This window comes from Mesorhizobium sp. B2-5-4 (assembly GCF_006441095.1).
GTDB lineage: Bacteria > Pseudomonadota > Alphaproteobacteria > Rhizobiales > Rhizobiaceae > Mesorhizobium > Mesorhizobium salmacidum.
This window is the reverse complement of the sequence record NZ_VFUR01000030.1, coordinates 34,784-60,463: the sequence shown is the minus strand read 5'-3', so window position 1 is coordinate 60,463 and position 25,680 is coordinate 34,784. Positions and strand designations below refer to the sequence as shown.

The 25,680-nt window shown below is 63.8% G+C and carries 24 protein-coding genes and 1 pseudogene; 12 read left to right on the top strand and 13 right to left on the bottom strand.

Annotated elements, in window-relative coordinates; translation table 11 throughout:
- Nucleotides 1-168 precede the first annotated feature (168 nt).
- Nucleotides 169-1,923, bottom strand: a complete 1,755-nt coding sequence (locus FJ492_RS26505; RefSeq protein WP_140746273.1) for an ABC transporter ATP-binding protein — start codon at nt 1,921-1,923, stop codon at nt 169-171.
- Nucleotides 1,924-2,071: 148 nt separating this feature from the next.
- Here FJ492_RS26505 and FJ492_RS26500 point away from each other — a divergent pair, with 148 nt between their 5' ends.
- Entirely contained in the window at nt 2,072-3,352 is a 1,281-nt protein-coding gene (locus FJ492_RS26500; RefSeq protein WP_140509164.1) for an amidohydrolase family protein, read from the top strand.
- Nucleotides 3,353-3,434: 82 nt separating this feature from the next.
- Complete coding sequence (locus FJ492_RS26495) at nt 3,435-4,358, top strand: DMT family transporter (protein ID WP_027142177.1); 924 nt, start codon at nt 3,435-3,437, stop codon at nt 4,356-4,358.
- A gap of 226 nt (nt 4,359-4,584) precedes the next feature.
- Here the strand turns inward: FJ492_RS26495 and FJ492_RS26485 are convergent.
- A pseudogene (locus FJ492_RS26485) lies at nt 4,585-5,476 on the bottom strand (phosphotransferase family protein).
- A 94-nt stretch (nt 5,477-5,570) separates the two neighbouring features.
- On the opposite strand from FJ492_RS26485, the gene FJ492_RS26480 reads away from it, so the two are divergent.
- Nucleotides 5,571-6,203, top strand: a complete 633-nt coding sequence (locus tag FJ492_RS26480; protein WP_140773100.1) for a class I SAM-dependent methyltransferase — start codon at nt 5,571-5,573, stop codon at nt 6,201-6,203.
- On the opposite strand, the gene FJ492_RS26475 is transcribed toward FJ492_RS26480, so the two are convergent.
- Nucleotides 6,200-8,653, bottom strand: a complete 2,454-nt coding sequence (locus tag FJ492_RS26475; RefSeq protein ID WP_140773098.1) for an FAD-dependent oxidoreductase — start codon at nt 8,651-8,653, stop codon at nt 6,200-6,202. The genes FJ492_RS26480 and FJ492_RS26475 overlap by 4 nt on opposite strands.
- Complete coding sequence (locus tag FJ492_RS26470) at nt 8,650-9,537, bottom strand: phosphotransferase family protein (RefSeq protein WP_140773096.1); 888 nt, start codon at nt 9,535-9,537, stop codon at nt 8,650-8,652. The genes FJ492_RS26475 and FJ492_RS26470 overlap by 4 nt, the downstream gene beginning before the upstream one ends.
- A gap of 419 nt (nt 9,538-9,956) precedes the next feature.
- Between FJ492_RS26470 and FJ492_RS26465 the strand changes: the two genes are divergently transcribed.
- The gene (locus FJ492_RS26465; protein ID WP_140773093.1) at nt 9,957-10,733 is read left to right on the top strand and encodes a DeoR/GlpR family DNA-binding transcription regulator; all 777 of its coding nucleotides are present in this window, start codon (nt 9,957-9,959) and stop codon (nt 10,731-10,733) included.
- A gap of 121 nt (nt 10,734-10,854) precedes the next feature.
- On the opposite strand, the gene FJ492_RS26455 is transcribed toward FJ492_RS26465, so the two are convergent.
- Both FJ492_RS26455 and FJ492_RS26450 read right to left on the bottom strand, forming a co-directional pair.
- Nucleotides 10,855-12,216 (bottom strand): HAMP domain-containing sensor histidine kinase, encoded by a 1,362-nt coding sequence (locus FJ492_RS26455; RefSeq protein WP_140773091.1) that lies wholly within the window; start codon nt 12,214-12,216, stop codon nt 10,855-10,857.
- A gap of 10 nt (nt 12,217-12,226) precedes the next feature.
- On the bottom strand, nt 12,227-12,901 hold the full coding sequence (locus tag FJ492_RS26450; protein ID WP_140509178.1) for a response regulator transcription factor: 675 nt from the start codon (nt 12,899-12,901) through the stop codon (nt 12,227-12,229).
- Between the two features lie 289 nt (nt 12,902-13,190).
- Between FJ492_RS26450 and FJ492_RS26445 the strand changes: the two genes are divergently transcribed.
- The 8 genes from FJ492_RS26445 to FJ492_RS26410 all read left to right on the top strand — a co-directional run bounded on the left by FJ492_RS26445 (nt 13,191) and on the right by FJ492_RS26410 (nt 21,346).
- On the top strand, nt 13,191-13,790 hold the full coding sequence (locus FJ492_RS26445) for an rRNA adenine N-6-methyltransferase family protein (RefSeq protein WP_140773089.1): 600 nt from the start codon (nt 13,191-13,193) through the stop codon (nt 13,788-13,790).
- On the top strand, nt 13,787-14,404 hold the full coding sequence (locus FJ492_RS26440; RefSeq protein WP_140773087.1) for a DedA family protein: 618 nt from the start codon (nt 13,787-13,789) through the stop codon (nt 14,402-14,404). The genes FJ492_RS26445 and FJ492_RS26440 overlap by 4 nt, the downstream gene beginning before the upstream one ends.
- An 80-nt stretch (nt 14,405-14,484) precedes the next feature.
- The gene (locus FJ492_RS26435; protein ID WP_140509184.1) at nt 14,485-15,396 is read left to right on the top strand and encodes a LysR substrate-binding domain-containing protein; all 912 of its coding nucleotides are present in this window, start codon (nt 14,485-14,487) and stop codon (nt 15,394-15,396) included.
- Nucleotides 15,397-15,601: 205 nt separating this feature from the next.
- Entirely contained in the window at nt 15,602-16,756 is a 1,155-nt protein-coding gene (locus tag FJ492_RS26430) for an ABC transporter substrate-binding protein (RefSeq protein WP_140773085.1), read from the top strand.
- A gap of 197 nt (nt 16,757-16,953) precedes the next feature.
- Complete coding sequence (locus FJ492_RS26425; RefSeq protein WP_140773083.1) at nt 16,954-17,952, top strand: ABC transporter ATP-binding protein; 999 nt, start codon at nt 16,954-16,956, stop codon at nt 17,950-17,952.
- 106 nt (nt 17,953-18,058) lie between these two features.
- Nucleotides 18,059-19,018, top strand: a complete 960-nt coding sequence (locus FJ492_RS26420) for an ABC transporter permease (RefSeq protein WP_140509240.1) — start codon at nt 18,059-18,061, stop codon at nt 19,016-19,018.
- Nucleotides 19,008-19,823 (top strand): ABC transporter permease, encoded by an 816-nt coding sequence (locus FJ492_RS26415; protein WP_140509190.1) that lies wholly within the window; start codon nt 19,008-19,010, stop codon nt 19,821-19,823. The genes FJ492_RS26420 and FJ492_RS26415 overlap by 11 nt, the downstream gene beginning before the upstream one ends.
- A 95-nt stretch (nt 19,824-19,918) precedes the next feature.
- Nucleotides 19,919-21,346 (top strand): gamma-aminobutyraldehyde dehydrogenase, encoded by a 1,428-nt coding sequence (locus tag FJ492_RS26410; RefSeq protein WP_140716553.1) that lies wholly within the window; start codon nt 19,919-19,921, stop codon nt 21,344-21,346.
- 150 nt (nt 21,347-21,496) lie between these two features.
- On the opposite strand, the gene FJ492_RS26405 is transcribed toward FJ492_RS26410, so the two are convergent.
- From FJ492_RS26405 to fdhD, 7 genes are all read right to left on the bottom strand, one after another.
- The gene (locus tag FJ492_RS26405; protein WP_015314126.1) at nt 21,497-21,811 is read right to left on the bottom strand and encodes a hypothetical protein; all 315 of its coding nucleotides are present in this window, start codon (nt 21,809-21,811) and stop codon (nt 21,497-21,499) included.
- A gap of 43 nt (nt 21,812-21,854) precedes the next feature.
- Nucleotides 21,855-22,217 (bottom strand): nuclear transport factor 2 family protein, encoded by a 363-nt coding sequence (locus tag FJ492_RS26400; RefSeq protein WP_140716555.1) that lies wholly within the window; start codon nt 22,215-22,217, stop codon nt 21,855-21,857.
- Nucleotides 22,218-22,299: 82 nt separating this feature from the next.
- A complete protein-coding gene (locus FJ492_RS26395; protein WP_140716557.1) occupies nt 22,300-22,779 on the bottom strand; it encodes a carboxymuconolactone decarboxylase family protein in 480 nt (159 codons plus the stop codon).
- A 109-nt stretch (nt 22,780-22,888) separates the two neighbouring features.
- Complete coding sequence (locus FJ492_RS29350) at nt 22,889-23,581, bottom strand: LuxR C-terminal-related transcriptional regulator (protein WP_246676130.1); 693 nt, start codon at nt 23,579-23,581, stop codon at nt 22,889-22,891.
- Nucleotides 23,578-24,441 carry an alpha/beta hydrolase gene (locus FJ492_RS29345; RefSeq protein ID WP_246676129.1) on the bottom strand — a complete coding sequence of 288 codons (864 nt, stop codon included), beginning with the start codon at nt 24,439-24,441 and terminating at the stop codon, nt 23,578-23,580. Before FJ492_RS29345 ends, FJ492_RS29350 begins: the two co-directional genes overlap by 4 nt.
- Before the next feature lie 105 nt (nt 24,442-24,546).
- A complete protein-coding gene (locus FJ492_RS26385) occupies nt 24,547-24,858 on the bottom strand; it encodes a formate dehydrogenase subunit delta (RefSeq protein WP_027142158.1) in 312 nt (103 codons plus the stop codon).
- Nucleotides 24,848-25,678 (bottom strand): formate dehydrogenase accessory sulfurtransferase FdhD, encoded by an 831-nt coding sequence (fdhD, locus tag FJ492_RS26380; protein WP_140509198.1) that lies wholly within the window; start codon nt 25,676-25,678, stop codon nt 24,848-24,850. Before fdhD ends, FJ492_RS26385 begins: the two co-directional genes overlap by 11 nt.
- Between the last annotated feature and the right edge of the window lie 2 nt (nt 25,679-25,680).

Here is a 25,680-nt window from a genome sequence, read left to right as displayed (position 1 = left end):
AACACCGCGCTCCTCAACCGCATCGCCAGAAACATCCTCCAAATCGCCGACACAGACAAAGTCCCGATCAGCCACCGCATCAAGAAATGCGCCTGGAATGACGACTATCTCATCAATGCCATCACTCATATGCGATAGCCCTGCACAACAAGGGGAGAAGGAAAAACCTCACGGCATCAGCTGATACTCATAAAGCTTCTGGTAAAGCCCGCCTTGCCCCAGCAGGGTCTTGTGCGGGCCGCTTTCCACCACCTTGCCGGCTTCCAGCACCACGATCGTGTCGGCCTGGTGCACGGTCGACAAGCGGTGGGCGATGACGATCGTGGTGCGCCCCTCCGTCAGCTGTTGCAGCGCATCGCGGAACAGCGCCTCGGATTCGGCATCGAGCGCGCTGGTCGCTTCGTCCAGCAGCAGGATTTCGGCGTTGCGCAGCATAGCGCGGGCGATCGAGATGCGCTGGCGCTGACCGCCCGACAAAAGGCCGCCATTCTCGCCGACATCCGTTTCGTAGCCTTTCGCCTGCGCGATGATGAAGTCATGCGCGTTGGCCGCCTTGGCCGCTGCGATCACCTCGTCGTCGGTCGCATCTTGCCGCCCAAGCCGGATGTTGTGCATGATCGTGCCGGCAAACAGGAACGTGTCCTGGCTGACATAGGCGATTTTTTCCCTAAGCGAGGCGAGCGTGGCATAGGAAATGTCCTGTCCGTCAAGCAGCACCCTGCCGCTCTTCGGGTCATATAGGCGCATGATAAGGTTCAGGATCGTCGACTTGCCGCCGCCGGAGGGGCCGACCAGCGCCGTCATCTTGCCGGCCGCAAGAGCCAGGTCGAACCGGTCAAGCACTGGCGGGCCATTCTGATAGGCGAAGCTGACGGCGTCGAACCGGATCTCGCCAGGTCCGGCATGAAGCGGCCTTGCATCCGGCTTCTCGGCCAATGTCAGAGGCTCGTCGGCCAACTGGAACATCATGCGCACGCCGACAATGCCGCTTTCCAGGGAGATACGGACGCGCGCGAGGCGCTTTGCCGGTTCATAGGCAAGCAGCAGCGCCGCGATGAAGGCCATGATGTTGCCAGGCATCTGGCCGCCCTTCAGAACCAGTAAGCCGCTGACCATGACGGCGCCGGCGATCGCCAGACCGGCCAGCGTTTCCATCACCGGATTGGTCACCGCTTCCAGCGCGGCGATGTTGTTGGCCCGGTCCTCGACATCGGACACCGCCCTGTACATGCGCTTGCGCATCAAGCCTTCGAGGTTGAAGGATTTGACCACGCGCACGCCGATCGCGGTTTCCTGCATCACCTGGACGATCTGGCCGACCGAACGGAACTCCATGGCGGCGAACTTGCGCACACGCTTCAGGATGCGGTTGACGCCATAGATGGCCAGCGGACCGACGACGAAGCAGATCAGCGACAGCGCCGGCTGCTGCCAGACCATGACCCCAATCAAGGCAGCCAGCGTCACCAGGTCGCGCACATAGGAGGTGACGATGAGGTCGAGCACGTTGCGCGCCGCCTGGGCATTGTTGGTCATGCGGGTGATCAGGTCGGACGACGAGGTCGAGTGGTAGAATTCGATGCCTTGCGCCAGGACGCGGTCGTAGATCTTGCGCTGCCGTTCGGCGATGATGGCGTTGCCGACCCGGCTCATGAAGTAGGCCTGGACGAAGTTGGCGATGCCCTTGACGATGAAGATCGCGGCGACCGCCACGGCAATCATGTTGACGCGATCGACCCTTTTGTCGATCACGAATTCATTGGTTATTTCGCGCAGGATCCAGGCGCTGGCGGCCGTCATGCCGGCCACCACCAGCATCGACAGGATGGCGGCGGCGTAGCCGGCCCTGTGCTGCCGGAACGATTCCCGGAGCAGCCTTGCGACGAGGCGCTGGTTTTCCGTCGAGCGGAAGAAGCGAAACACGGCTGATCCTTGATGCCGGGATGACGAAGGCGGCTTATAGAGGGAGTTGCCGCCGGAGGGAACCTTGCCGCCATGGAAAGAAACCGCTGCGGCAGGCTGCCTTTTGAGACACGATGCAACTGTGATTCTTCAAGCGGGATGATGAGAGATGGATTTCGACCTAATCGTTCGTGGCGGCACGCTGCCGCATGGCGGCATCGCCGACATCGGGATCAGCGGCGAGACGATCATTGCGATCGAGCCGAAGCTCGAGGGTTCCGCGGGGACCGAGGTCGACGCCCGTGGCAATCTGGTGTCGCCGCCCTTCGTCGATCCGCATTTCCATATGGACGCCACACTTTCCTATGGTCTTCCGCGCATCAACGCGTCGGGCACGCTGCTCGAGGGCATTGCGCTGTGGGGCGAACTGAAGCCGCTCCTGACGCACGAAGCGGTGCGCGATCGGGCGCTCGCCTATTGCGACTGGGCGGTGTCGATGGGGCTGCTGGCCATCCGCACCCATGTCGATGTCTGCGACGACAGGCTGCTGGCGGTCGAGGCGCTGCTGGAGGTCAAGAAGGCCGTCGCCCCTTATATCGATCTGCAATTGGTGGCCTTCCCGCAGGACGGGTTCTATCGCTCGCCGACGGCGCGCCAAAATACCATGCGCGCGCTGGACATGGGGGTCGACATCGTCGGCGGCATTCCGCATTTCGAGCGCACCATGGCCGACGGCAGGCGCTCGGTGACCGAATTGTGCGAGATCGCGGCAAAACGCGGCCTCATGGTCGACCTGCATTGCGACGAGACAGATGACCCGCTGTCGCGTCACATCGAGCAATTGGCCTATGAAACGCAGCGCCTCGGCCTGCAGGGCAAGGTGGCCGGTTCGCACCTAACCTCCATGCATTCGATGGACAATTACTACGTCTCGAAACTGTTGCCGCTGATCGCCGAGGCCGGTGTTTCCGCGATCCCCAACCCGCTGATCAACATCATGCTGCAGGGCCGTCAAGACACGTTCCCGAAGCGGCGTGGCATGACGCGGGTCAAGGAAATGCAGGCGCTGGGCATCCGTGTCGGCTGGGGTCAGGATTGCGTGCTCGATCCCTGGTATTCGCTGGGCACCGCCGACATGCTCGACGTCGCCTTCATGGGCCTGCATGTCGCCCAGATGTCGAGCCCCGCCGACATGGCGCGCTGCTTCGACATGGTCACCAACGTCAACGCCGCGATCATGGGCCTCGATCATCTTGGCCTGGCTGTCGGCAAGCGCGCCAGCCTGGTGATCCTCGATGCCGGCAATCCGATCGAGGCCCTGCGCCTGCGCGCCGAGCGCATCTGCGTCATCGCCAGGGGCAAGGTGGTGGCGGAGCGGACAAGGCAGGATACCAGGCTTTCGATCTCCGGCAGGCCGTCGCAGGTGAACCGGCGGCACAAATCCGGGTAGATACAGCCGATTTCCGCGGCTGGTCTTACCGTTTCTTCGATTCCCACTCGTCAAAGTTGGCGCTTGAGTCTAGGAGCCGGGCATGGTTGAGCCCGTCGCCCGGAATTCGATGGTCAAGAATGTGCTTCTGGCCGGCATCCTGCTGATGCTGGCGGGCGACTTTCTGTTTGCGCTGAACGACGCGATGGGCAAATGGCTGGTCACCAGCTTTTCCGTCGGCCAGGTGGTGCTGATCCGCTCTATCGGCGCCTTCATCGTGCTCGGCCCGATGATCGCCAACCAGGGCGCTGGCAGACTGTTCCAGATGGAACGGCCCGGGCTGCAGGTCCTGCGCGTGGTGGCGACGACGCTGGACACCGCTTTGTTCTACGCCGCCGTCGTCTTTCTGCCGCTTGCCGATGTGATGAGCTTCTACATGGCTGGCCCGATATATGTGGCGGCGCTATCGCATTTCCTGCTTGGCGAAAAGGTCGGCTGGCGCCGCTGGGTGGCGATCCTGCTTGGCTTCTGCGGCGTGGTGATCATGCTGAAACCGTCCTCTGCCGCGTTTTCGCTGTCATCGGGTTTCGCGCTTGTCGGCAGCCTTGCCTTCGCATTCGCCATCATCCTCAACCGGCGCCTGCGCGGCACCAGCGACACCAATCTGGTGACATGGCAGACGATCGGCACGCTGTTGGTTGGCGGCGTGCTGACCATCGGTGCCTGGAAGACGCCGTCGGCGCTCGATCTCGGCGCCATGCTGCTGCTCGGCATCGTCTCCTGCGGTGCGCATCTGATGATCACGCGGGCGCTGAAACTGGCGCCGGCCTCGACACTGGCGCCGCTGCACTACACGCTGCTCCTGTGGGCGGTGGTGTTCGGGCTGGTGTTCTTCGGCGACGTTCCCGGCCCGCGTATCCTGATCGGCTCCGGCATCATCGTTCTGGCCGGCCTGTTCATCTTCCATCGCCAGAAAGTGGTCGACACCACGGTGCCGCCGGAGAACGTGCCGAAGGGTGTGAACTAATGCATGTCGCCCGGAAGTGTACTCGGTTCCGGGACAACGACATGCATTAAATCAGAAGCTTACAGCATGTCGCGGCGAATCCTGTTCGCCGCGACATGCTGTAGGGCCCGGATTTCGGGTGCCCCAATGCATGTCGCTCAAAAGTGGCCTCGGTTCTGGGAGAACGACATGCATCAAAACAAAAATCTAAAGCGCGTCGCATGAATACGCTTCACCGCGACGCGCTTTAGCCCTGGCGTACCGCAGCAAGGTGCCGCAAAAATTCTTCTGTCTCCATCAGCGTCTTGCAGCGCGCGAAGCGGCCGTCCGCATAGGCGCGGAAATCGTCGGCCGGATTGTTGTTGGCAAGCTGGATCAGCCCCCACAGCGTCCACAACAAGTCGCACATCGCCTTGTAGATGACGACGCGGCCGCGCTCCGCCGGCTTCGCCTCGCCACCGAAATAGGCGCGCATCAGCTCCTCGTCCTGGGCCGCGTCGAACTTGCCTTCGACGCTGAGATCGCCGAGATCCCAGAGAGGGTCGTTCATCCCGGAATATTCCCAGTCGACGATCCACATCCGCTCGCCCGTATCGAGAAAATTTTCGCACAGCGGATCGCAATGGCAGGCGACGAGGGGCAAGGCGTGGACGGCCAGGGCCGAGCGCACGCTGCCGGCCGCGCGCACCACGGGCGGGCAGGGCGACATCCCTGGTCGACAGCACCTTGAGATAGTCGTCGATCATCGAAAACAGCTCGAAGCGGAAGGGGAATACCGCGCCGGACGCGTGCAGCTTGTGGAAGGCCTCGGCCGCCCGGGCCGGACTGCCCTGCCGCTCCCTGAATTTCTCCGGCGACATCGTCTCGGCATCGGCGATGTAGCGCGTCACCATCAGGCCGGTGGCGGCATCGGCATGCAGCACCTCGGGACTGACGCCGGCCTTTGCCGCCTCGCGTGCCGCCACCGCTTCGTTGGCGCGGTTGATGTATTCCTCGGTGCCTTTGCCCGGAACGCGCAGGCAGTAATCGCCGGCCTTGAAGACGAGGTTGGTGAGGCCGCCAAGCCGTTCCAGCGGCCCGGTGTAGCCGGCCAGCACCGGAATGGCGGCAAGTTTTGCCCGCGCCTCGTCTGTCACCATGCCTGCGTCCCCACGCGCTATTTCTTTGAGACAACGGTTCCACAATTTTCGCCGTTTGGCTATCATCCCGGCAAGACGAGGGATTGGTCGACACGTGACGGACGGCAAACATCAAGGCGCGCTCGGCGAGGCCTACGCGGCCAAGCGCCCGGAAGAGGTAGCGACACTCTATGACAGGTGGTCGCAAACCTATGACGCCGACATGTCGGCCGCCGGCTACCGCCACCCGACGATCTGCCTTGCCTTGCTGGCCCGCCATCTGCCGCGCGGTTCAGCCCCGCTGCTCGACGCCGGGGCAGGTACCGGGCTGATCGGCGAATGGCTCGACATTGCCGGCTATCCCCAGGTCGAGGCGCTCGACATCTCACAGGGCATGCTGGATCAGGCCGCGCGCAAGGGCGTCTATTCGGCGCTGCATTGCCTGGCACTCGGCGGTGACCTGCCTTTTGCCAACGACACCTATGCCGGCATCATCTCGGCCGGTGTGTTCACCTCGGGTCATGTCGGCGCCGACGGTTTGGACGAACTGATCCGCATCTGCCGGCCGGGCGGAGTGATCGTGCTGACGGTCAAGAACACGTTGTGGGATCAGGGCTTTGCCGCGCGCATCGCCGAACTCGAGGCGCAGGGCCTAGTCGTCCGCATTGAGGAAACACGTCCCTACGTCTCGATGCCTGGCGAGGCCGATACCGTCCCCAGCCGTGGCCTCGCTTTGCGCGTGAGTTAAGCCTTCACGCGCTCCATTGCCGGGTCGTATAGCGGCTCAAGACAGATTTGAGCCGGCGTCCGCTGCATCGCGACCACCAGTTCATAGCTGCCCGAGGCGAGGAAATCATCGTTCACCCCCTCGGCGTTGCGCACATAGCCGTAACCGATGTTCTTGCCGACCGTGTAGCCGTAGCCGCCGCTGGTCAAATAGCCGACCGGCTCGCCATTGCGCAGTATGGTCTCGCGCCCCACGAGCACGATCTCCGGATCGTCGACCGTAAAGCCGGCAAAGCGCTTCGTCAGGGACGCGCCGCCAACTTTCTCAAGTGCGCGTCGTCCGACGAAGTCGGTGTTCTTACGCAGCTTTACGGCCCAGCCCAGCCCGGCCTCCAGCGGTGTGTCATTGGGCGTGATGTCGGAGCCCCAGGCGCGATAGCCCTTTTCCAGCCGCAGCGATTCCAGCGCGCGGTAGCCGATCGGCCGGATGTCGTGCTTCCCGCCGGCCGCCATCAGCGCGTCGAAGACTTCGCCGGTGGCGGCGATCGGCACATGCAGCTCCCAGCCCAGTTCGCCGACATAGGTGACACGCAGCGCCCGGACCGTGTGACCCGCGATGACGATTTCCCGCACATGGCCGAACGGGAAGCCGGCATTCGACACATCCGCATTGGTCACGGCCGAAAGCACATCGCGGGCGCGCGGCCCCATCAGCGACAGCGTGCCGAAATCCTCGGTGACATCGGCGAGCTGGGCATCGAGGCCTCCGCCAATATGGTCGCTGATCCACGAGGCGTCATGGGTGCGGAAACCGGTGCCGGTGACGATGTAGAATTTTTCCTCGGCCAGCCGCGACACGGTCAGGTCGGCCTCGATGCCGCCGCGCGTATTGAGGAGTTGCGTGTAGGTCAGCCGGCCGACCGGCTTGCTGACGTCGTTGGCGCAGATCCAGTCAAGGGCCTTGGCCGCGTCGGGGCCGCTCAGCTCATATTTGGCGAAGGACGACTGGTCGAAGATGCCGACATGCTCGCGCACGTGCCGGTGCTCGTCGCCGACGGCGGCAAACCAGTTCTGCCGGCCCATCGAATAGAGGTCCTTTGGCTCGACGCCCTTCGGCGCGAACCAGTTCGGCCGCTCCCAACCGAGCTTCGAGCCGAACACGGCGCGTTGCTGCTTCAACCGCTCATACAGCGGCGAGACGATGCGCGGCCGGCCGCTGACGTATTCTTCGTGCGGGAAGCCGATCGTGTAGTGCTTGCCGTAGGCTTCCAGCGTGCGCTCGCACACCCATTGCCGGTCGCGGTGCAGGTTGGAAAAGCGCCTGATGTCGACCACCCACAGGTCGAGCGGCGCCTCGCCGTCGACCACCCATTGCGCCAGCACCCAGCCGGCGCCGCCGCCCGAGGCGATACCGAAAGCGTTGAAGCCGGCACCGACGAACATGTTGGCGCATTCGGGCGCCACGCCGAGGATGAAATTGCCGTCGGGCGTGAAGCTTTCCGGCCCGTTGATCATCTGCTTGACGCCGACCGTCTCCAGCGCCGGCACGCGCGCGATCGCCTGAGCCATGTGCTGCTCGAAATGATCGTAATCGTCGTCGAACAGCCGGAACTCCCAGTCGTCGGGCACGTCGCCTCGGGGGAGACCGGTTGTCCAGGCCTGCGGGTTCGGCTCATAGCCGCCCATCACCAGCCCGCCAACCTCTTCCTTGAAATAGGTGCGCCGATCGGGGTCGCGCAGCGTCGGCGCGTCGGTCGCCAGCCCCGCGATTTTCTCGGTGATGATGTACTGGTGCTTCACCGGCTGCAGCGGCACGTTGATGCCGGCCATGGCGCCGACCTGCCGCGCCCATTGCCCAGCGCAGTTCACCACCTTGTCACAGGCAATGTCGCCTTGATTGGTCTTCACCGCCGTGATGCGGTCGCCCTTCATCTCGAAGCCGGTGACACGCACCCCCTCGTAGAGCTTGGCGCCATGCATGCGCGCGCCCTTGGCCAGCGACTGCGTGATGTCGGAAGGGCTCGCCTGGCCGTCGGTCGGCAGCCAGGACGCGCCGACCAGATCGCCGGTCTCCATCAGCGGCCACATCGCCTTGACCTCCGCGGGCGACAGAAGCTGCATGTCCATCCCGAAGCTTCTCGCCGTCGTCGCCAGCCTTTTGTACTCGGTCCAGCGGTCGGCATTGGTGGCGAGCCTGAGGCAGCCGGTCATTTTCCAGCCGGTGGCGAGTCCGGTCTCGGCTTCCAGCCCCTTGTAGAGGTCGACGGAGTATTTCAGTACCCGCGTGATCGAGGCCGACGAGCGCAATTGCCCGACCAGGCCGGCCGCATGCCAGGTCGAGCCCGAGGTCAGCTTGCCCTGTTCGAGCAGCACCACGTCGGCCTTGTGGTCGCGCGCCAGATGATAGGCCGTCGAACAGCCGATGATGCCGCCGCCGATGACGACGATCGCGGCCTGGCTAGGCAAGGTCATGATTTCAGGATCCCGTATTTTGTCCGGTAGCTTTCCAGCGCCGCGTCGAGCCTCACCAGGTTTTCCTCGGTGTAGGCGACGTAGTCGATGCCGGGCGCGTCGAGATAGAGTTCCGACACCATGCTCCACATCGCCTCGCGCAGCAGCGAGGCGCATTGCATGGCGGCGTGCGAGCGGCGGATCGCCTCATCTGGTTCCTTCATGAAATAGGCGGTCAGGAAAGCGAAGGATTCCTCATTGCTCATGCCCGCGTTCGAAGCGACGCCGGCGAGGTCGAACATCGCCGTGTTGAAGCCGGCATATTCGAAATCAATCAGCCACAGCCTGCTGCCGTCGTCGAGAATATTGGCAGGCAGAAGATCATTGTGGCCAAAGACGATCGGCAGCAATTTCTGGGCGCGCTCCAGTTCGTCGGCCAGCGCCAGGAAGCGCGGCAGGTCACCACGCTTGCGGCTGTCGCCTTCTTCAAGCGTGCGCGCATAGTCGCGGATGACATGGAACACCCAGAACATGAAGCCGGCGCCGGAGATATGGTTGGGCATCTCCCGGTGGAAGCCGCGCATCAGCGCCGCGACGCGGCCGAGATTGGCGCGCACGTCCTCGGCCAGATAGGTTTTGGCGCCAAGAAACGCCGTCACCAGGATTCCTGGTTCGGCATAATGGACCGCCGGCGCGAACCCGGCGGCGTGAGCCGCCCGCGCGGTCATCACCTCGCGTTCGCGGAAGACATGGTGGAACGGATAATCCTGGCCGAAGCGCACGACATGTTTGCCGGCCGTGTCGGTGACCACATAATTCGCGTTGCTCAAGCCGCCGGGCAGCGGCGCGATCTCGATGGCGCCCGTCCAGCAGGGCAGGGCGCGGATGCGGTCTTCGGCAATCACGGGATCATCCCTGGTTTGCTGGGCTGGTTTGCCGGGTTTCGCCAAGGCGCCCTGGGCAACGCAATGACGGCGGGGAGAAACGCAAACGATCTCGTCGGTGCGGGACGCCAGGATCGGTATCCCGCACCGCACCGACGAGCCCCTTGGCCAGGTTTTTGAGCCCGGCATCCGCCCCCGCGGATCTGAAAATTCCTTGCGCCAGACACGTTGCAGACTGCCTGGTCAATGAGTTGCGGCTCTGCCAATCACCCTCCCGCTGCAGCTCCGAACCCCTGTTAAGGTTGGATTTCACGCCAGGGTTGCTCTTCTGTCAATAAAAAGATGTGACTTTTTTTGGGTATTTTGCCCGAAAGCATGGGCAATTCCTTTAAAAGCGTTAGGAATGCCTTGGGAACGGGCAAACTCCGGGACGCGCACATATGATCCACTCGAAACGGCATGGCGAGATCCTGCGGCTGCTGCAGGAAGAGGGAACCGTCACCATCGCCAGCCTGGCCGGCCGGTTGGGCGTTTCCCTTGAAACCGTGCGGCGGGACGTCAAGCCGCTCACCGGCGACGGCTCGGTTCTGAAGATGCATGGCGCCATTGGCTTGCCGTCGATGATCGGCGAAGCGCCGTTCGAACGGCGCATGCGCGAGCATGCCGATGCCAAGCGGGTCATCGCACGCATGGTTGCCGCCACCATCCGTGACGGCGAATCGATCATGCTCGACACCGGCACCACGACTTCGTTCCTGGCGCGCGAACTGCTCGGCCACCGGCGCCTGACGGTCGTCACCAACTCGTCTGATATTGCCCGCACGCTGGCCACCATCAACGGCAACAAGGTCTATATGGCCGGCGGCGAGCTGCGCAGCGATTCAGGAGCCGCGTTCGGGACGTCGGCGATCGAGTTCGTCAGCCGCTTCTCGGTCAGCCACGCCATCATTTCCACCGGCGCCGTGGATGCGGCGACGGGTGTCATGGACTTTGATCTGGACGAGGCGGAATTCGCCCGCATGGTGCTGTCGCGCGGCCAGCGCTCGCTCGTCGTCACCGACCACACGAAGTTCGGCCGCCAGGGCTTGGTTCAGGTCTGCGGCTTCGACGGCTTTTCCGAACTCGCCACCGATCGCGCGCCGCCGCATGACATTGCCGCCGCCCTCGCACAGGCCGGCGCGCGGCTCAGCATTGCCGGCGGCGAAGCGGGAATTTAGCCGAAGGCGATGTTGTGCATCGGCGTGCCGCGTCTCCGGCGGCATAGACGCCGGAATTCGTTGTCTGCTGTCTGTCATCGACTGATGTCATCGCGGGCGTCCGTGTGAACTCGCGGCGACGCTATGCCGCCAACGCGCGAAAACTCATCCTGAAGCAGGCGCCGCTGGGCTTGCCGTCGAGGATTTCGATGCGTCCGCCATGTAGATGCATGATCTCCTGCACGAGGTTGAGGCCGAGGCCGGCGCCATGATCCTGCGGGCGCAATCGGTAGAAGGGCTCGAAAATGCGCTCCCGCTCGCCCGGTGGCACGCCGTCGCCTTCGTCCCGCACCTCGATGATGGCGGGCGTTGTGACGCTGACGGTGATCTTGCCGGCGCGGCCGCCATGCTCGATGGCGTTCTGCACGATGTTGGTCACCGCACGTTCAATCGCGGTGCGGTCGCCGGTGGCAAAAAGCGTGTCCCTCTCCGGCTCGAAGGACATCTCGTATCCGGCCGAGAATGCCATCGGCGCGAGGTCGACGATGACGCCTCGCGCAATCGCCACGAGATCGACCTTTTCGAAAGGCGATGTCTGCCGGTCGAGACGCTGCAGGTCGAGCAACTGGTCGGTCAGCGTCGAGAGCCGTGCTGCATCCTGCAGCAGCCGTGCCCGTTCCGGTGTCGCCGGCAGCGAGGCGAGGCGCGTGTTGAGGATGGCGACCGGTGTCCTGAGCTCATGGGCGGCGTCGGTGAGGAAACGTTTGTGGCGCTCATAGCCCTTGTCGAGCCGCGCAAGGGCCGCATTCACCGCCTTGACCAGCGGTGTCACCTCTGTCGGTACGTCCTTCAGCGGTAGCTGGACACCCCGTTGGTCGATGTCGATGCGCTCAGCCTCGGCGGCTGCATGGCCCAGGCCCGAAAGGGCGCCACGCACCACCCAGGGTGTCGCGAACAGCGTGGCCAGCGCCATCAGCCCGGCGAGCGGCAATATGCCTTGCAGGAAGAATTGCGGCGCCTGGTCGAGCAGGCGCAACAGCGAAAGCCCGCCCTTGGTGCCGGTGAAGATCTGGACATTGCCGGCCGCCGTATCGGTCCAGCGAATCTTCCCCTCCGGCGGCGCGGTTTGCCCGATTGCGTGGTCGATACGGGCGTCGCTGATAGTGTCCAGCAATCCGGCGAAAGGCTGGAAGATGGGCGGCATGGTGCCCTCCTGCAGCCGCTGGCCCTGCTTGTCTCGGATGATGAACCAGAGATCGGGGACCTCGGATCGCAGCTTCGTCAGGTCCGAGGTCTCGCGCAGGATGAGCTTCCCGCCTGCGTCACGCGCCACCGCATCCGCCAGCACGTCCATTGTGCCGTCCTCATAATCGTGCGGAATGAGCCCGGTGGCGAGCAATGCGACGAGAATGCCGACGATGATCAGCGTCAGCATCGCGCATTGCAGCAAGGCGATGCGCAGCACCAGGCTCCATTTCAGCGAACGCGGGCGCTTGAGGCTCATTGCTTGGCGCTCATGTCGTCTCGCGCAGGAGATAGCCGACGCCGCGAATGCCGTTGATCGTCACGCCGGCATCGGCATCGGCGAGCTTGCGGCGCAGGCGCGAGACATGTGTGTCGAGGGCGTTGGACTGGATCTCGTCATCGAGGCCGAACACCGCGTCCATCAGCGCCTCGCGTTGCACCATGCGGCCGGTGCGCCGCATCAGCGCCTCCAGCACCAGGAGTTCGCGGCGCGGCAGGCTGAGCGGTTCGGCACGGATCGACGCTTCGCGATGCCCGACATCGAGCACCAGATCGCCGGCACGGATGAATTGCGATTGCATCGGCGCCGGGCGCCTGAGCAGCGCGCGCAGGCGAGCCAGCAGTTCCTCGAAGGCGAATGGTTTCGCCAGATAGTCGTCCGCGCCCATGTCCAGCCCATCGACCTTGTCCGATGTGTCGCCTCTCGCCGTCAGCATCAGCACTGGCGTGGTGTTCTTGGCCGAACGCAATCTGGGCACCAGCGACAACCCGTCGCCATCCGGCAACTGGCGGTCGAGCAGGATCGCGTCATAGCTGTCGGCGGCAACGAAGCCTTCCGCCTCGATGAGCGAGCCGGCGTGATCGACCACCATGTCGTGGCGCTTCAGCGCGGCACGCAAGGCAGAGACCATTTCAGGCTCGTCCTCGACCAGCAAGATTCGCATCGACAATTCTCCAGCAGCAGCTTCGGGCGCTACCGCGCCAACATTGCGCAAACATGGCAAAGCCGAACGGCCCGGGTCGACAAACGCTTTCTGTGCCTTCGAGATCGCGCAATGTCTATGCAACCCAGTCGCGGCAAACAGCACCGGTCGGCACGAATCGCCCATGCCGGCGTGAAGGCGTCGGGCCCGAATATGCAACAGGTCGGGCCCAACGTTGAAACGAAATGGCGCTGAAACGAATCAGTTGGCCACACAATCTGGCGTGCTGTTGTCCGGGATTGAGGTTACCATGCCTGCAAATGATGCTCTGTCTTTCCTTGTGGCGTGGACCGTGGCGCCGTTCAGGGTCGGCTCCGTCACGCCGTCCAGCTCCAGCCTAGCGGCATTGATGACGCGCAACATCGGACCCGAGACGGGTCCCGTGCTGGAGCTCGGTCCAGGAACCGGCCCGTTCACGCGAGCGCTGCTGTCGCGCGGGGTTAAGGAGGAAGATTTGACGCTGATCGAATCCGATGCGGATTTTGCCGCACTGCTCAAGCGTCGCTTTCCGGCCGCCCGGATATTCGAGATGGATGCTGTCGGCCTGCGCCATCTGTCGCTCTTTCACCGGCCGGTGATTGGTGCTGCCGTCAGCGGCTTGCCTTTCCGGCTGATCTCGCCGCGCAGGACGCTCGCCATTCTCGAAGGTGTTTTCGCCAACCTTCGCCCGGACGGAGCACTCTATCAGTTCACGCTTGGACGGCGCTGCCCGTTCGACCAGTCGCTGCTCGACAGGCTCGATCTCGAGGTCACGCGGGTTGGCCATACCTTTCGCAACTTCCCGCCGGCGACGGTCTATCGCATCGCCAGGATCAAGACGTCAGAAACATACGACTGGCGCTTCGCATGACCGAACCGTTGTCGGCCATTCTCGGCTTCGGCCTGTTCGGCGTCTTCTGCCTCGCCTTCACCGAAAAGATCCTGCCGATTCCGCCCTCGCATGTGCTGCTGCTGTTCCTCGGTATGACGGCGGCGCCTGACCATGCGACGCTGGCGATCCTGCTGGCGATGACAACTTCCGCCTCCTTCGCCGGCTGCCTTGTCTGGTATGCGGTCGGCCGCCGGATCGGCTTCGACCGTGCCGACAGGCTGATCGGACGAGCCGGCAGATATGTCTTCCTGCGCCCCGAAACCTATCGCAAGCTTGGCCAGGCCTATCGCCGCAATCATGTCAGGGTGTCCTTGCTGGCACAGTTCATCCCGACGGTGCGCAATTACCTGCCGATCGCTGCTGGCGCGCTTTGTCTGCCTGCCTTGCCTTTCGCGGCCGCGACACTGCTTGGCGCCACCATATGGAATGCGGGCTTTCTCCTGACCGGTTACCTCATGCGCGGCAGTGGCCAGGATTCCTTCGCGGTTGGCCTGCGCATCATCGTCATCGTCGTGGCGCTTGAGACGGCCTTCATGCTTGCGTTGCGCTATGGCCCGACATGGCGACGCCGCATTAGGCTGATGCTCGGCTGACCGCGCTGCACCAATCTCCGGTCACGGGATAAGCTCCGCAGCCGGCTTTCCTTCGCTTGCCTGCCGGTGTTTAGTCGGCCATGGCCTTCACCATCCGTCAGTTGCAGTTCTTCATCGCCGTTGCCGAACAAGGTACGGTGTCGCGCGCCGCGCAAAACCTCTCCATTTCGCAATCGTCGGTCACCGAGGCGATCAAGGAACTTGAAAGCGATCTTGGCGTCGAACTGTTCGAGCGCCATCCGCGCGGCCTCAACATCACCCACAAGGGCCACCAGTTCCTGCGTCATGCGACAAAGATTCTCGCCGATGTGTCCGACGCGCGCCGCTCTTTTTCCGGCGAACAGGCCGTGGCGGGCGGGCGGCTGCAACTCGGCGTCACCTCGCTGGTCGCCGGCTATGTGCTGTCGGATCTGCTTTCACGCTACCGCCGCGCCTATCCGGGCGTCGAGGTCTCGGCCATAGAGGACAATGGCGACTACCTCGAACACCTGCTGATCGGCGGCAAACTCGACATTGCCGTCATGGTCACCTCCAATTTGCGCGACCGCACTGCCCTGCAATCGGAGATCCTCGAAGTCTCGGCCTACCGGCTGTGGCTGCCGCTCGGCCATCCCTTGGCTGGCGCCGACATTATCGGCATCGGCGATATCGCCTCCGAGCCGCTGATCATGCTGACCGTCGACGAGATCGAGGAGAACACCGGCAAACTGCTGACGGCGATCGGCGCCAGGCCGCATGTCGCCTTCCGCACCCGTTCCGTGGAAGCCGTGCGCAGCCTCGTCGCCACCGGCGCCGGCGTGGCACTGCTGCCCGACCTTGTCTACCGGCCCTGGTCGCTGGAAGGCGATCGCATTGAATCGCGCGACATTTCCGGTTCCTTGCCGGTGGTGCAGGTCGGCATGGTCTGGCGGCGGGGATCTGGCTTGGCCGCCGCGGCGCGCGACTTCATCGGCCTTGCCCAGTCGCAGCGGACGGTGCGCCAGCGTCTGTGATAGAGATATCGGAAAAACCGATATCGGCCTTCTGATAAATGAATTTGCGAAACCGGAATTTTCAAAGCACCTTCCGTTTCAGGGACCCAAGCTGCCATCAGAGCGGCGTCAGTCCAACGGACGAGCTGACAAGTTTTTCAGTCCGCGCGTGATCCAGCGAAAACCGGAGCGGTTTCAGGATTACGCGCCAAAATGGGAGTCGATAATGAATTCATTCCTGAAGTCGTGCACTGCTTTGGCGGTCGCGCTGACCCTCTCCGGTCAGGCCATCGCCCAGGTCAAGGAACTCGGCAAGGGCGAGGGCGAGGTCAACATCGTCGCCTGGCCGGGCTATATCGAGCGCGGCGAGACCGACAAGGGCTATGACTGGGTCACCGCCTTCGAGAAAGAGAGCGGCTGCAAGGTCAACGTCAAGACCGCCAACACCTCGGATGAGATGGTCTCGCTGATGAACGAGGGCGGCTTCGACCTCGTCACCGCGTCGGGCGATGCCTCGCTGCGCCTCGTCGCCGGCAAGCGCGTGCAGCCGATCAACACCGATCTCATCCCGGGCTGGAAGACGGTCGACGACCGGCTGAAGGACGCGCCCTGGTTTACTGTCGGCGGCGTTCATTACGGCGTGCCCTATCAGTGGGGACCGAACATCCTGATGTACAACACCGAGGTGTTCAAGGAAGCGCCGAAGAGCTGGAACGTCGTCTTCGAGGAGATGAAGCTGCCGGACGGCAAGTCCAACAAGGGTCGCGTCCAGGCCTATGACGGACCGATCCACATCGCCGACGCCGCCAACTACCTGATGTTCCACAAGCCGGAACTCGGCATCAAGGACCCATACGAATTGAACGAGGACCAGTACAAGGCGGCGCTCGAATTGCTGCGCGTCCAGCGCACGCTGGTTGGCCGCTACTGGCATGATGCCGCCATCCAGGTCGACGATTTCCAGAATGAAGGCGTGGTTGCTTCGGGCTCGTGGCCCTATCAGGTCAACACGCTGGTCGCCGCCAAGAAGCCGGTCGCCTCGACCGTACCGGAAGAAGGCGTCACCGGCTGGGCCGACACCACCATGATGGAAGCCGACGCGGCGCACCCGAACTGCGCCTACATGTGGCTCGAGCATTCGCTGGCGCCGAAGGTGCAGGGCGATGTCTCCGCCTGGTTCGGCTCGCTGCCGGTCGTGCCCGCCGCGTGCAAGGGCAACGAGCTGCTCGGCGAGGAAGGCTGCAAGACCAACGGCTACGACAAATTCGACAAGATCAAGTTCTGGAAGACGCCGATCTCGAAATGCGTCACCCAGAACGACCAGTGCGTGCCCTACTATCGCTGGGTGTCGGATTATATCGGCGTCATCGGTGGACGGTAATTTTCGCCTCGCTTCGCCGATAGCTCGGCGCCGCCCCTTCACCCTTCCCTTCTCCCCGTCAAGAACGGGGAGAGGGGATCGTCAGCGTTGAAGCACGTCCCTTCTCCTCGTCTCTATACGGGGAGAAGGTGCCGGCAGGCGGATGAGGGGCAGCGCCAACGCCCGAGATTTTGACGAGCCTAACAGATCGGGACCCCATGACCCCAGCCGTTTCCTTTCAAAGAGTCTCGCGCCATTTCGGCAGCGTTCGCGCCGTCGACGCGGTCGACCTCGACATCGTGCCGGGCGAATTCTTCGCCATGCTCGGGCCGTCCGGGTCCGGCAAGACCACGTGTCTGCGCCTGATCGCCGGCTTCGAGCAGCCGACGGCGGGTTCGATCTCGATCTTCGGCGAGCGTGCCGAAGGCGTGCCGCCCTACCGCCGGAACGTCAACACCGTGTTCCAGGACTACGCGCTGTTCCCGCATCTCAATGTGCTCGACAACGTCGCCTACGGGCTGATGGTCAAGCGCGTGAGCAAGGCCGAGCGGCACAAGGCGGCGGAAGAAGCGCTCTCGCTGGTGCGACTGCCCGGCTACGGCGCCCGGCGGCCCGGCCAGCTCTCCGGGGGCCAGCGCCAGCGTGTCGCGCTCGCCCGCGCGCTGGTCAACCAGCCCAAGGTGCTGCTGCTCGACGAGCCGCTCGGCGCGCTCGACCTCAAGCTGCGTGAAAACATGCAGGAGGAGCTGAAATCGCTGCAGAAGGCGCTCGGCATCACCTTCGTCTTCGTCACCCACGACCAGGGCGAGGCACTGTCGATGGCCGACCGCGTTGCAGTCTTCAACGATGGCAAGATCATGCAGATCGGCACGCCGGAGGACATCTATCAGCGGCCAAGCACGCGCTTTGTCGCTGATTTCGTCGGTTCCTCGAACGTGCTGCCGCCGGATTTCGTCCAGCGTTATTCAGGCCAGAGCCGCTGGGGCAGCCTGCGGCCTGAATCCATTCGCGTCGGCCGTGCCGCAAGCGGCGAGGGCGTCGCCGCGCGCCTCGTCTCGACCAATTATCTCGGCGCCACCACCCGGCTGGCGCTCGATGCCGACGGATTGAAACTGCACGCGGTGGTGCCGGCCGGCACTGCCCTGCCGGCGGAGGGCGAGGCGGTGGTGCTCACCTTCAACCGCGAGCACCTGCATCTTATGGACGAGCCGGTATGATTGACGTTTGCGTGAAGCACTCCCCTCTGTCCTGCAGGACAGAGGGGGGTGTGAAGGATCTCGGCCTTGCCGCCATTGATCCAATCGACGTGGTGGCGCCGTGAGCATCGTCGCCCTCAACGCCAATCCCGTACCCGCCATCCTGCCCGGCAGCGGCGGTCCGCGCGGTGCGCTCTCCGACCTTTTCTGGCGCCGGCCAAAAGTCCTGCTGCTCCTCATGCTGCTGCCGCCGGTTTTGTGGCTCGGCATCGTCTATATCGGCTCGCTGTTCGCGCTTTTGGCGCAGAGCTTTTTCTCCATCGACGAGTTCTCCGGCCTCATCAACCGCCAGTTCACGCTGAAGACCTATGGCGACCTGTTACAGGCCGCCAATCTCGACATCATCCTGCGCACGGTGACGATGGCGGCCCTGGTCACGCTGGCTTCGGCCATCGTCGCCTTCCCCATTGCCTACTACGCGGCGCGCTATGCACGCGGCCGCTGGAAGGCACTGTTCTATCTCGGCGTCATGCTGCCGCTGTGGTCGAGCTATCTGGTCAAGATCTATGCCTGGAAGCTGATCCTGGCCAAGGAAGGCATTTTGACCTGGCTGCTCACCAAGCTGCACTTGTTGTGGCTGCTCGACGCCTGGCTGTCGCTGCCCGTGGTCGGTGGCAATTCGCTGTCGGTATCGTTCACCGGCACTTTCATCGTCTTCGTCTATGTCTGGCTGCCTTTCATGATCCTGCCCGTTCAGGCGGCCCTCGAGCGCGTGCCCGGCAATGTGGTCGAGGCGTCGTCCGATCTCGGCGCCTCGCCCGGCCAGACCTTCCGCAACGTGCTGTTTCCGCTGGCGCTGCCTGGCATCGTCGCCGGCTCGATCTTCACCTTCTCGCTGACATTGGGCGATTACATCATCCCGCAGATCATCGGGACGTCGCGCCTGTTCATCGGCCAGGCCGTCTATTCGCAGCAAGGCACGGCCGGCAACATTCCGCTGGCCGCCGCCTTCACCGTGGTGCCCATCGTCATCATGGGCTTCTATCTCTGGGGCGCCAAGCGCATGGGGGCCTTCGATGCGCTCTGACCCTGGTCAATCCGCTCCGCTCGGCCTGAAGGCCGCCGCTGCCTGCGGCCTGCTCTTCCTGCATTTGCCGATCCTGCTGATCTTCGTCTACGCCTTCACCACCGAGGAGAAGAGTTTCGTCTGGCCGCCGCCCGGGCTGACCACGCAATGGTTCGCCGTCACCTGGAACCGGCCCGATGTCTGGGAAGCGCTGTCGCTGTCGGTCCGCGTCGCCGCCATCTCGACCACGATTGCGCTGGTGCTCGGCACGCTGTGCGCCGCCGCCGTGTCGCGGACGAAATTCTTCGGCCGCGAAACCATCTCGCTGCTGGTTATCCTGCCGATCGCGTTGCCCGGCATCATCACCGGCATCGCGCTGCGTTCGGCCTTCGCGCTGGCAGACATCCCCTTCTCGTTCTGGACGATCGTGCTTGGCCACGCCACTTTCTGCGTGGTCGTGGTCTACAACAACGCCGTCGCTCGTTTCCGTCGCACCTCGGGCTCGATGATCGAGGCCTCTATGGATCTCGGCGCCGACGGCTTCCAGACTTTTCGCCACGTCGTGCTGCCCAATATCGCCACCGCATTGCTCGCCGGCGGCATGCTCGCCTTTGCCCTTTCCTTCGACGAGGTCATCGTCACCACCTTCACCGCCGGCCAGCAGCAGACGGTGCCGATCTGGATGCTGGAGGAACTGATCCGTCCGCGCCAGCGTCCGGTCACCAACGTCGTGGCCATGGTCGTCGTCCTGGTGACGCTGCTGCCGATCCTGTTTGCCTATTACCTGACCCGCGACGGCGACCAGATCGCCGGAAGCGGGAAATGAAAAAAGTGAGTGGTGAGTAGTGAGCAGGGAATAGCCGAATCCACGGTGGAAGCTCATCCACTACTCACTACTCACCTCTGCCCAAGGAGACCCCAATGGACACCCAGATGCTGATCGGCTCCAAATTCGAGAAGGGCGCCGAGACCGAGGAGCCGATCCTCAATCCGAAGACCGGGGCGACCATTCTCAACCTGCCCGAAGCCAGTCAGGCACAGATCGAGGCCGCCGTTGCGGCAGCGGGACAAGCGTTCGTCTTGTGGTCTCGCACCACGCCGGCGCAACGCTCCGGCTACCTGCTCAAAATTGCCGACCGCATCGAGGCCGAGGCCAAGGAATTTGCCACGCTCGAGGCGCTGAACTGCGGCAAGCCTATCAACGCAGTGCTCAATGACGAAATCCCGGCCATCGTCGACTGCTACCGCTTCTTCGCCGGCGCGGTCCGCTCCATGCCGGGTGTGGTCGCGGGCGAATACCTGCCCGGCCACACCTCGATGGTGCGGCGCGATCCGATCGGCATCGTCGCTTCGATCGCGCCATGGAATTATCCGCTGATGATGATGGCCTGGAAGCTGGCGCCGGCGATCGCCGGCGGCAACACCGTCGTCTTCAAGCCGTCGGAGCAGACGCCGCTGACGGCGCTGAAGCTGGCAAGGATTCTGGCCGAAGTGCTGCCCGAGGGCGTCGTCAATGTCGTGCTTGGCCGGGGCGACAGCGTCGGCAACACGCTGATCAACCATCCCAAGGTCAATATGATCTCGATCACCGGTGACGTCGCCACCGGCAAGAAGGTGCTGCAGGCCGCCGCCAAATCGGTCAAGCGCACGCATCTCGAACTTGGTGGCAAGGCGCCGGTCATCGTCTTCGACGACGCCGATCTCGGCGCCGTCGTCAAGGGCTTGCGCGCCTTCGGCTACTACAATGCCGGCCAGGACTGCACCGCCGCCTGCCGCATCTATGCCGGCAAGAAGATCTACGACAAGCTGGTCGCCGATCTGTCCTCCGCCGTCTCGACCATCAAATACAACCAGCCCGACGACACCGAGAACGAAATCGGGCCATTGATCTCGCGCCGCCAGCGCGATCGCGTCTCGAGCTTTGTCGAGCGTGCCTCGGAGCTGAAGCACATCGAGATCACCACCGGCGGCAAGCCGGGCGAGGGCACCGGCTTCTACTACCAGCCGACCGTCGTCGCCGGTGCGCTGCAGGAGGACGAGATCGTGCGCCGCGAAGTGTTCGGCCCGGTCGTCTCGATCACTCGTTTCGCGGAAGTCGACGAGGCGGTGAGCTGGGCCAACGACAGCGACTACGGTCTGGCGTCATCGGTATGGACCAGGGACGTCTCACGCGCCATGGCGACTGCCGCCCGCCTGCAATATGGCTGCACCTGGATCAACACCCACTTCATGCTGACCAACGAGATGCCGCATGGCGGGCTGAAACAGTCCGGCTACGGCAAGGACATGTCGCTCTACGCGCTGGAGGACTACACCGCCGTGCGCCACGTGATGGTTGCGCATGGGTGAGAAGCGGTGCGCGAAGCGGACGAAAAGCCAATTGCTTGGCTTTTCGAGCGTCTAACGCCCTGAGCCTGCGAAGAGCCGGGACGCCGCCCGTCCTTCTCCCCTTGTGGGCCCGAAGGGCGGGCCACAAGGGGAGAGATAGTTGCACAGCCGCTACTCCACGATGCGATAGATGTTCCACAGGCTGGTGCCCGACACGACATAGGGCTCCATCTCCTTACCCCATTTGGCGTGCGCGTCGATCTTGCCGATCTTGGCAAACATCGCCTCCAACTGGGCCAGGCTCTCGACCTGGTGATGCGACTCGACCGTCGCTTCACGGGCACCGATCGATCCGGTCATGATCTGGAATTTGAGTTCCGTGAGGCCGACCTGCGAGCCGATCTCGCGTTCCCATTTCCGCATCAACTCGAGCACCGTCTGCTTGTGCCCGAACTTGGCGTCGATCTGCCATCTGGCGCTGAACATGTTGATTCTCCTCCATCATTTGCGGCTCGGGCCGCGGGTTGATCTACTCGTCCCAGGCCTGCACGACGGTCTGGCGCGCGATCAGGCCGTTCTTCAACTCCAGCATCGCCGCGCAGAACACCTTGGTGCCGTCCGGGTAGGCGCATGCCTGGGTGAATGCCAGGCTGTCGCCGTCGGCGATGGTGGTGTCGATCTTGTGGGTCATCGCCCGGCTGCAGATGTCGTCCCAGAACGTCGTGATCGCCGCGCGCCCGCGGATTTCGCGCGGCTTGCTCGGCGGGTTGTTGCGGTCGATTACCCGCACCAGCGCATCGTCGGCATAGAAGCTCGACAGCATCTTTCCATCACGCCCTTCGATCGCCTTCTTGATCGCCGCGCCGTCCACTGTTTGGGTCTTGGTCAGCATTTATCCTCCATATGCCCGTCTTCACGATCGGGCGGTTGATGCTTTGAGGTGCCGCCCGGCACTCATCGCCGGGCCGGGGTCTTCACTGCGACTTCGCCTTTACGGCAGCGAATACGCCGTCGGTCTGTTTCTTGAAGGTCGCGAGATCGACCTGGCTGCCGTTGAGGATCGTCGACCAATGGCGAACGATTGCCGCCATCGCGATCGTCTCCTTGATCTCCTCGTCGCTCGCGCCGTTGAGCTTGGCGGCCTCGGTGTGGAAATAGATGCAATACTGGCACGGGATCTGTGACGCGACCGCGAGCCCCATCAACTCCTTGGTCTTGCCGTCGAGCGCGGTCTTGGGGTTGAGCTGGACGCCCTTGATCTCGGCCCAGGCGCCGGCGATGGCGACGTCAGGCAGTGTCTTGAACATATCCGGCACCGAGCCGAGCGTCGCCTCGATGTCCTTGTAGGCCGCTGTCGCCGACGCATCCTCGGCCTTCGCCGGAGTGATCGTGAACAGCGCGCCAATGCCCGCCGCGATCATAAGTGACCTGACATTCAGTTTTGACTTGGGCATTTCATCCTCCGTTCGCAGCGCCTTTCCCGGCGATATCCGCCTTGGCCTGCATGGGGAATTGATAGCGCCTACATCGGTGTCCCCGCTTCGCCCGAAAGCGCCATGGCTCTCATGGCCCGTCCGGGCCAGTCTGCCTGGCGGAAAATGCCGCCGCCGCCGCTCGCGATGGCAGGTCGAGCTTGAGCAGTATGTTGGCGACGTGGCGCTTGACCGTGTGCTCGCTCAGCCTGAGTTCCGCGGCGATCGCCGCATTGCTCTTGCCATCGGCGATCAAATTCACGACTTCGCTCTCGCGCGTTCTCAGGCAGGCCGGTTCGGTCGCCCTGGTCTTGGGCCGGCAAGCCGGTTCCAGGTGCTGTTCGGACATCGCAAGCAGAAGCGCCAGCGGCTCGTCCAGCTCGTCGATGGCGATACGCCCGCGATCGACGAAATGAAGTCCCGAGCCGACTGCCAGATCGGCGACCAGCCTCGATGCCAGTATCTCGCCGCGCCCGGCGAGAGCGGCGAGTTGTATCGTCACGCGGCTCGTCAATCCTGCAGGGGGCCCGCGCAACTCGATCTCGCCGACATGCGCCCCTTGCGCGCTCGCCACCCCGATTTGCTGCGCCGCGTCGCGCAACGCCGCCGCGCAGCGTAAGGCCCGTCCCGGGCCATCGAAACGCGAAATCATCATTTCGCCATGCATATCCGCGCAGCGCCCGCCATGGCGCACCACAAGTGTCCGCCATGTTTCGTGGAAATGCTCGCTGCGTTCGCTCCACATCCTGTCGCCAAGCGGTGCCGTGTCGTAGATGCGTGTCACCAGAAGTGCGCCAGAACGCGTTCGGCTTCGGCCACGGCGCGCTCGCCGGTCAGGAATTCCTCGATCAGGTCGGCCACCCGGTCGACATCGCCGGTCCAGATCGGATGGTCGCGCCCCGGGATTTCGACCAGCCGCGCGTTGGGGATCTTCCTGGCCAGAAAGCGGCTGGCGTCGGGATCGACCCGCACGTCGTTGCGGCGATGGATCAGCAGCGTCGGCGCGTCGATCGCCGCCAGGATACCGCGTACGTCGATCTCCGCGTTCATCCGCGCCAGCGCCGCCGCTGCCGTCGGGCTGGCCGAGAGCCGTTCGAACCGCGCCCACCAGGTTGAAAATCGGGCGTCATCGACCCTGCCCGGCGCGAAATTGGGCAAGGTGGCGCCTGTCCCCCAGGCCGTCTCGGCCGTCGCGATGAAGGCTTCCAGACGCTCCGGCGGCATCACCCATTTGTGGAAATGCGCATAGCCGCCATAGAGCGCCAGCGCCCGCGCGCGCTCCGGATAGCTGGCGGCGAACAGCATCGCCATCGGCGCGCCTTCGGAAGCGCCAAGCAGGGCGGCACGGCCGCTGCCGGCCGCATCCATCACCGCGCGCACATCGTCCATGCGGGTCTCGAGGCTGGGCAGGTGATGGACGTCGACGCGGTCGGAGAGACCCGTGCCGCGCTTGTCGAACAGGATCAGCCGTGAGAACGCCGAAAGCCGCCTCAGGAGCCTGGTATAGCCCTCGTCTTCCCAGTGCAGGTCGAGATTGGAGATGAAGCCCGGCACGAAGATGAGATCGAACGACCCCTGGCCGATCACCTGATAGGCGATCCGCACCTCGCCGCTAAGGGCGTATCGGGTCTCGATCGGCCTCACGAGGGTGTCCGCCCGGCCTGACGATTTCTGTTCGCCAACCATAGCAGAGCCGCGCCGGTTGCGGCAGTTTATATTTTAGCGGAAGTGAATGTGCGGCCGCCGCGGCTATTCTTGCGGTGCCGCGACGTCGCCCGGAAAAGCCTCGAGTCCGAGCTTGAGATCGGCCTCCGCCGGCGTGATCGGCCGCTTGATCCTGGCCGAAGCGACCACAACCAGTTCGTCGAAGCCTTCGCCGCCGCTGTCCAGCATCTCGAAAAACTGGCGCCGCATCCTAGGCTCCCAAAACTTGTTGATATGTTCGGCGACGCCGGCAACGCCTTCCTCGCGTGGCCTGGAGTGGAAAAAGGCGGCGATCTGGTTGGCCATGCGCACCAGCTTTTCCCGTGTGCTCATGATGTGCTCTTCGTCATGCGACATGCTGGGTAACTCCGGAGATCACCCGGTCAGGGTGCGTAAAAACATCGAAATCATCGCCGCGCACCAACGCCACTAGCGTCATGCCGGCTTCCTGCGCCGTGCGGATGGCAAGGGCGGTGGGAGCGGAAACGGCGATGATGAAGGCCGAACCGATCGCTGCCGTCTTCTGCACCATCTCGACCGAAACACGGCTGGTCACCACGACCGCGCCCGATGCGCCATCGATATTGGCCTTGGCCAGCGCCCCCGCCAGCTTGTCGAGCGCATTGTGGCGGCCGACATCCTCGCGCGCCATGACGACGCCCTTGCCAGGCACGTAGAAGCCGGCTGCATGCACGGCGCCCGTCTCGGTATGCAGCGGCTGCACCTTCGACAGCAACTTGACCGAGCGGATGATGTCGTCGGCCTCAAGCGTAAGTTTCGACGCACCGACCGCATCGACCGAGCGCATCGCTTCCTCGATGGATTCGATGCCGCAGAGCCCGCAGCCGACCGGTCCGGCAAGCCGCCGCCGCCGCGCTTCGAAGCGCGTATTGGCCCGGTCCTTCAGCCGGATCTGAATATCGATGCCGGCGCCATGATCTTCCACTTCGATGGCTTCGATCTCGTCAGGCGCGGCGATGATGCCTTCGGTCAGCGAGAAGCCGAGCGCGAAATCCTCGAAATCGGCGGGGCTCGCCATCATCACCGCATGCGTGGTGCCGGCAAACGAGAACGCCACCGGCGTCTCCTCCGGCACCATGCGGTCGGCCGCAGCCGTGCCGCCGGCGCGGTGCGCCAGTCGCGATATCTGCGTCGTCGCTTTGCGGCGCGCGGCCAAGA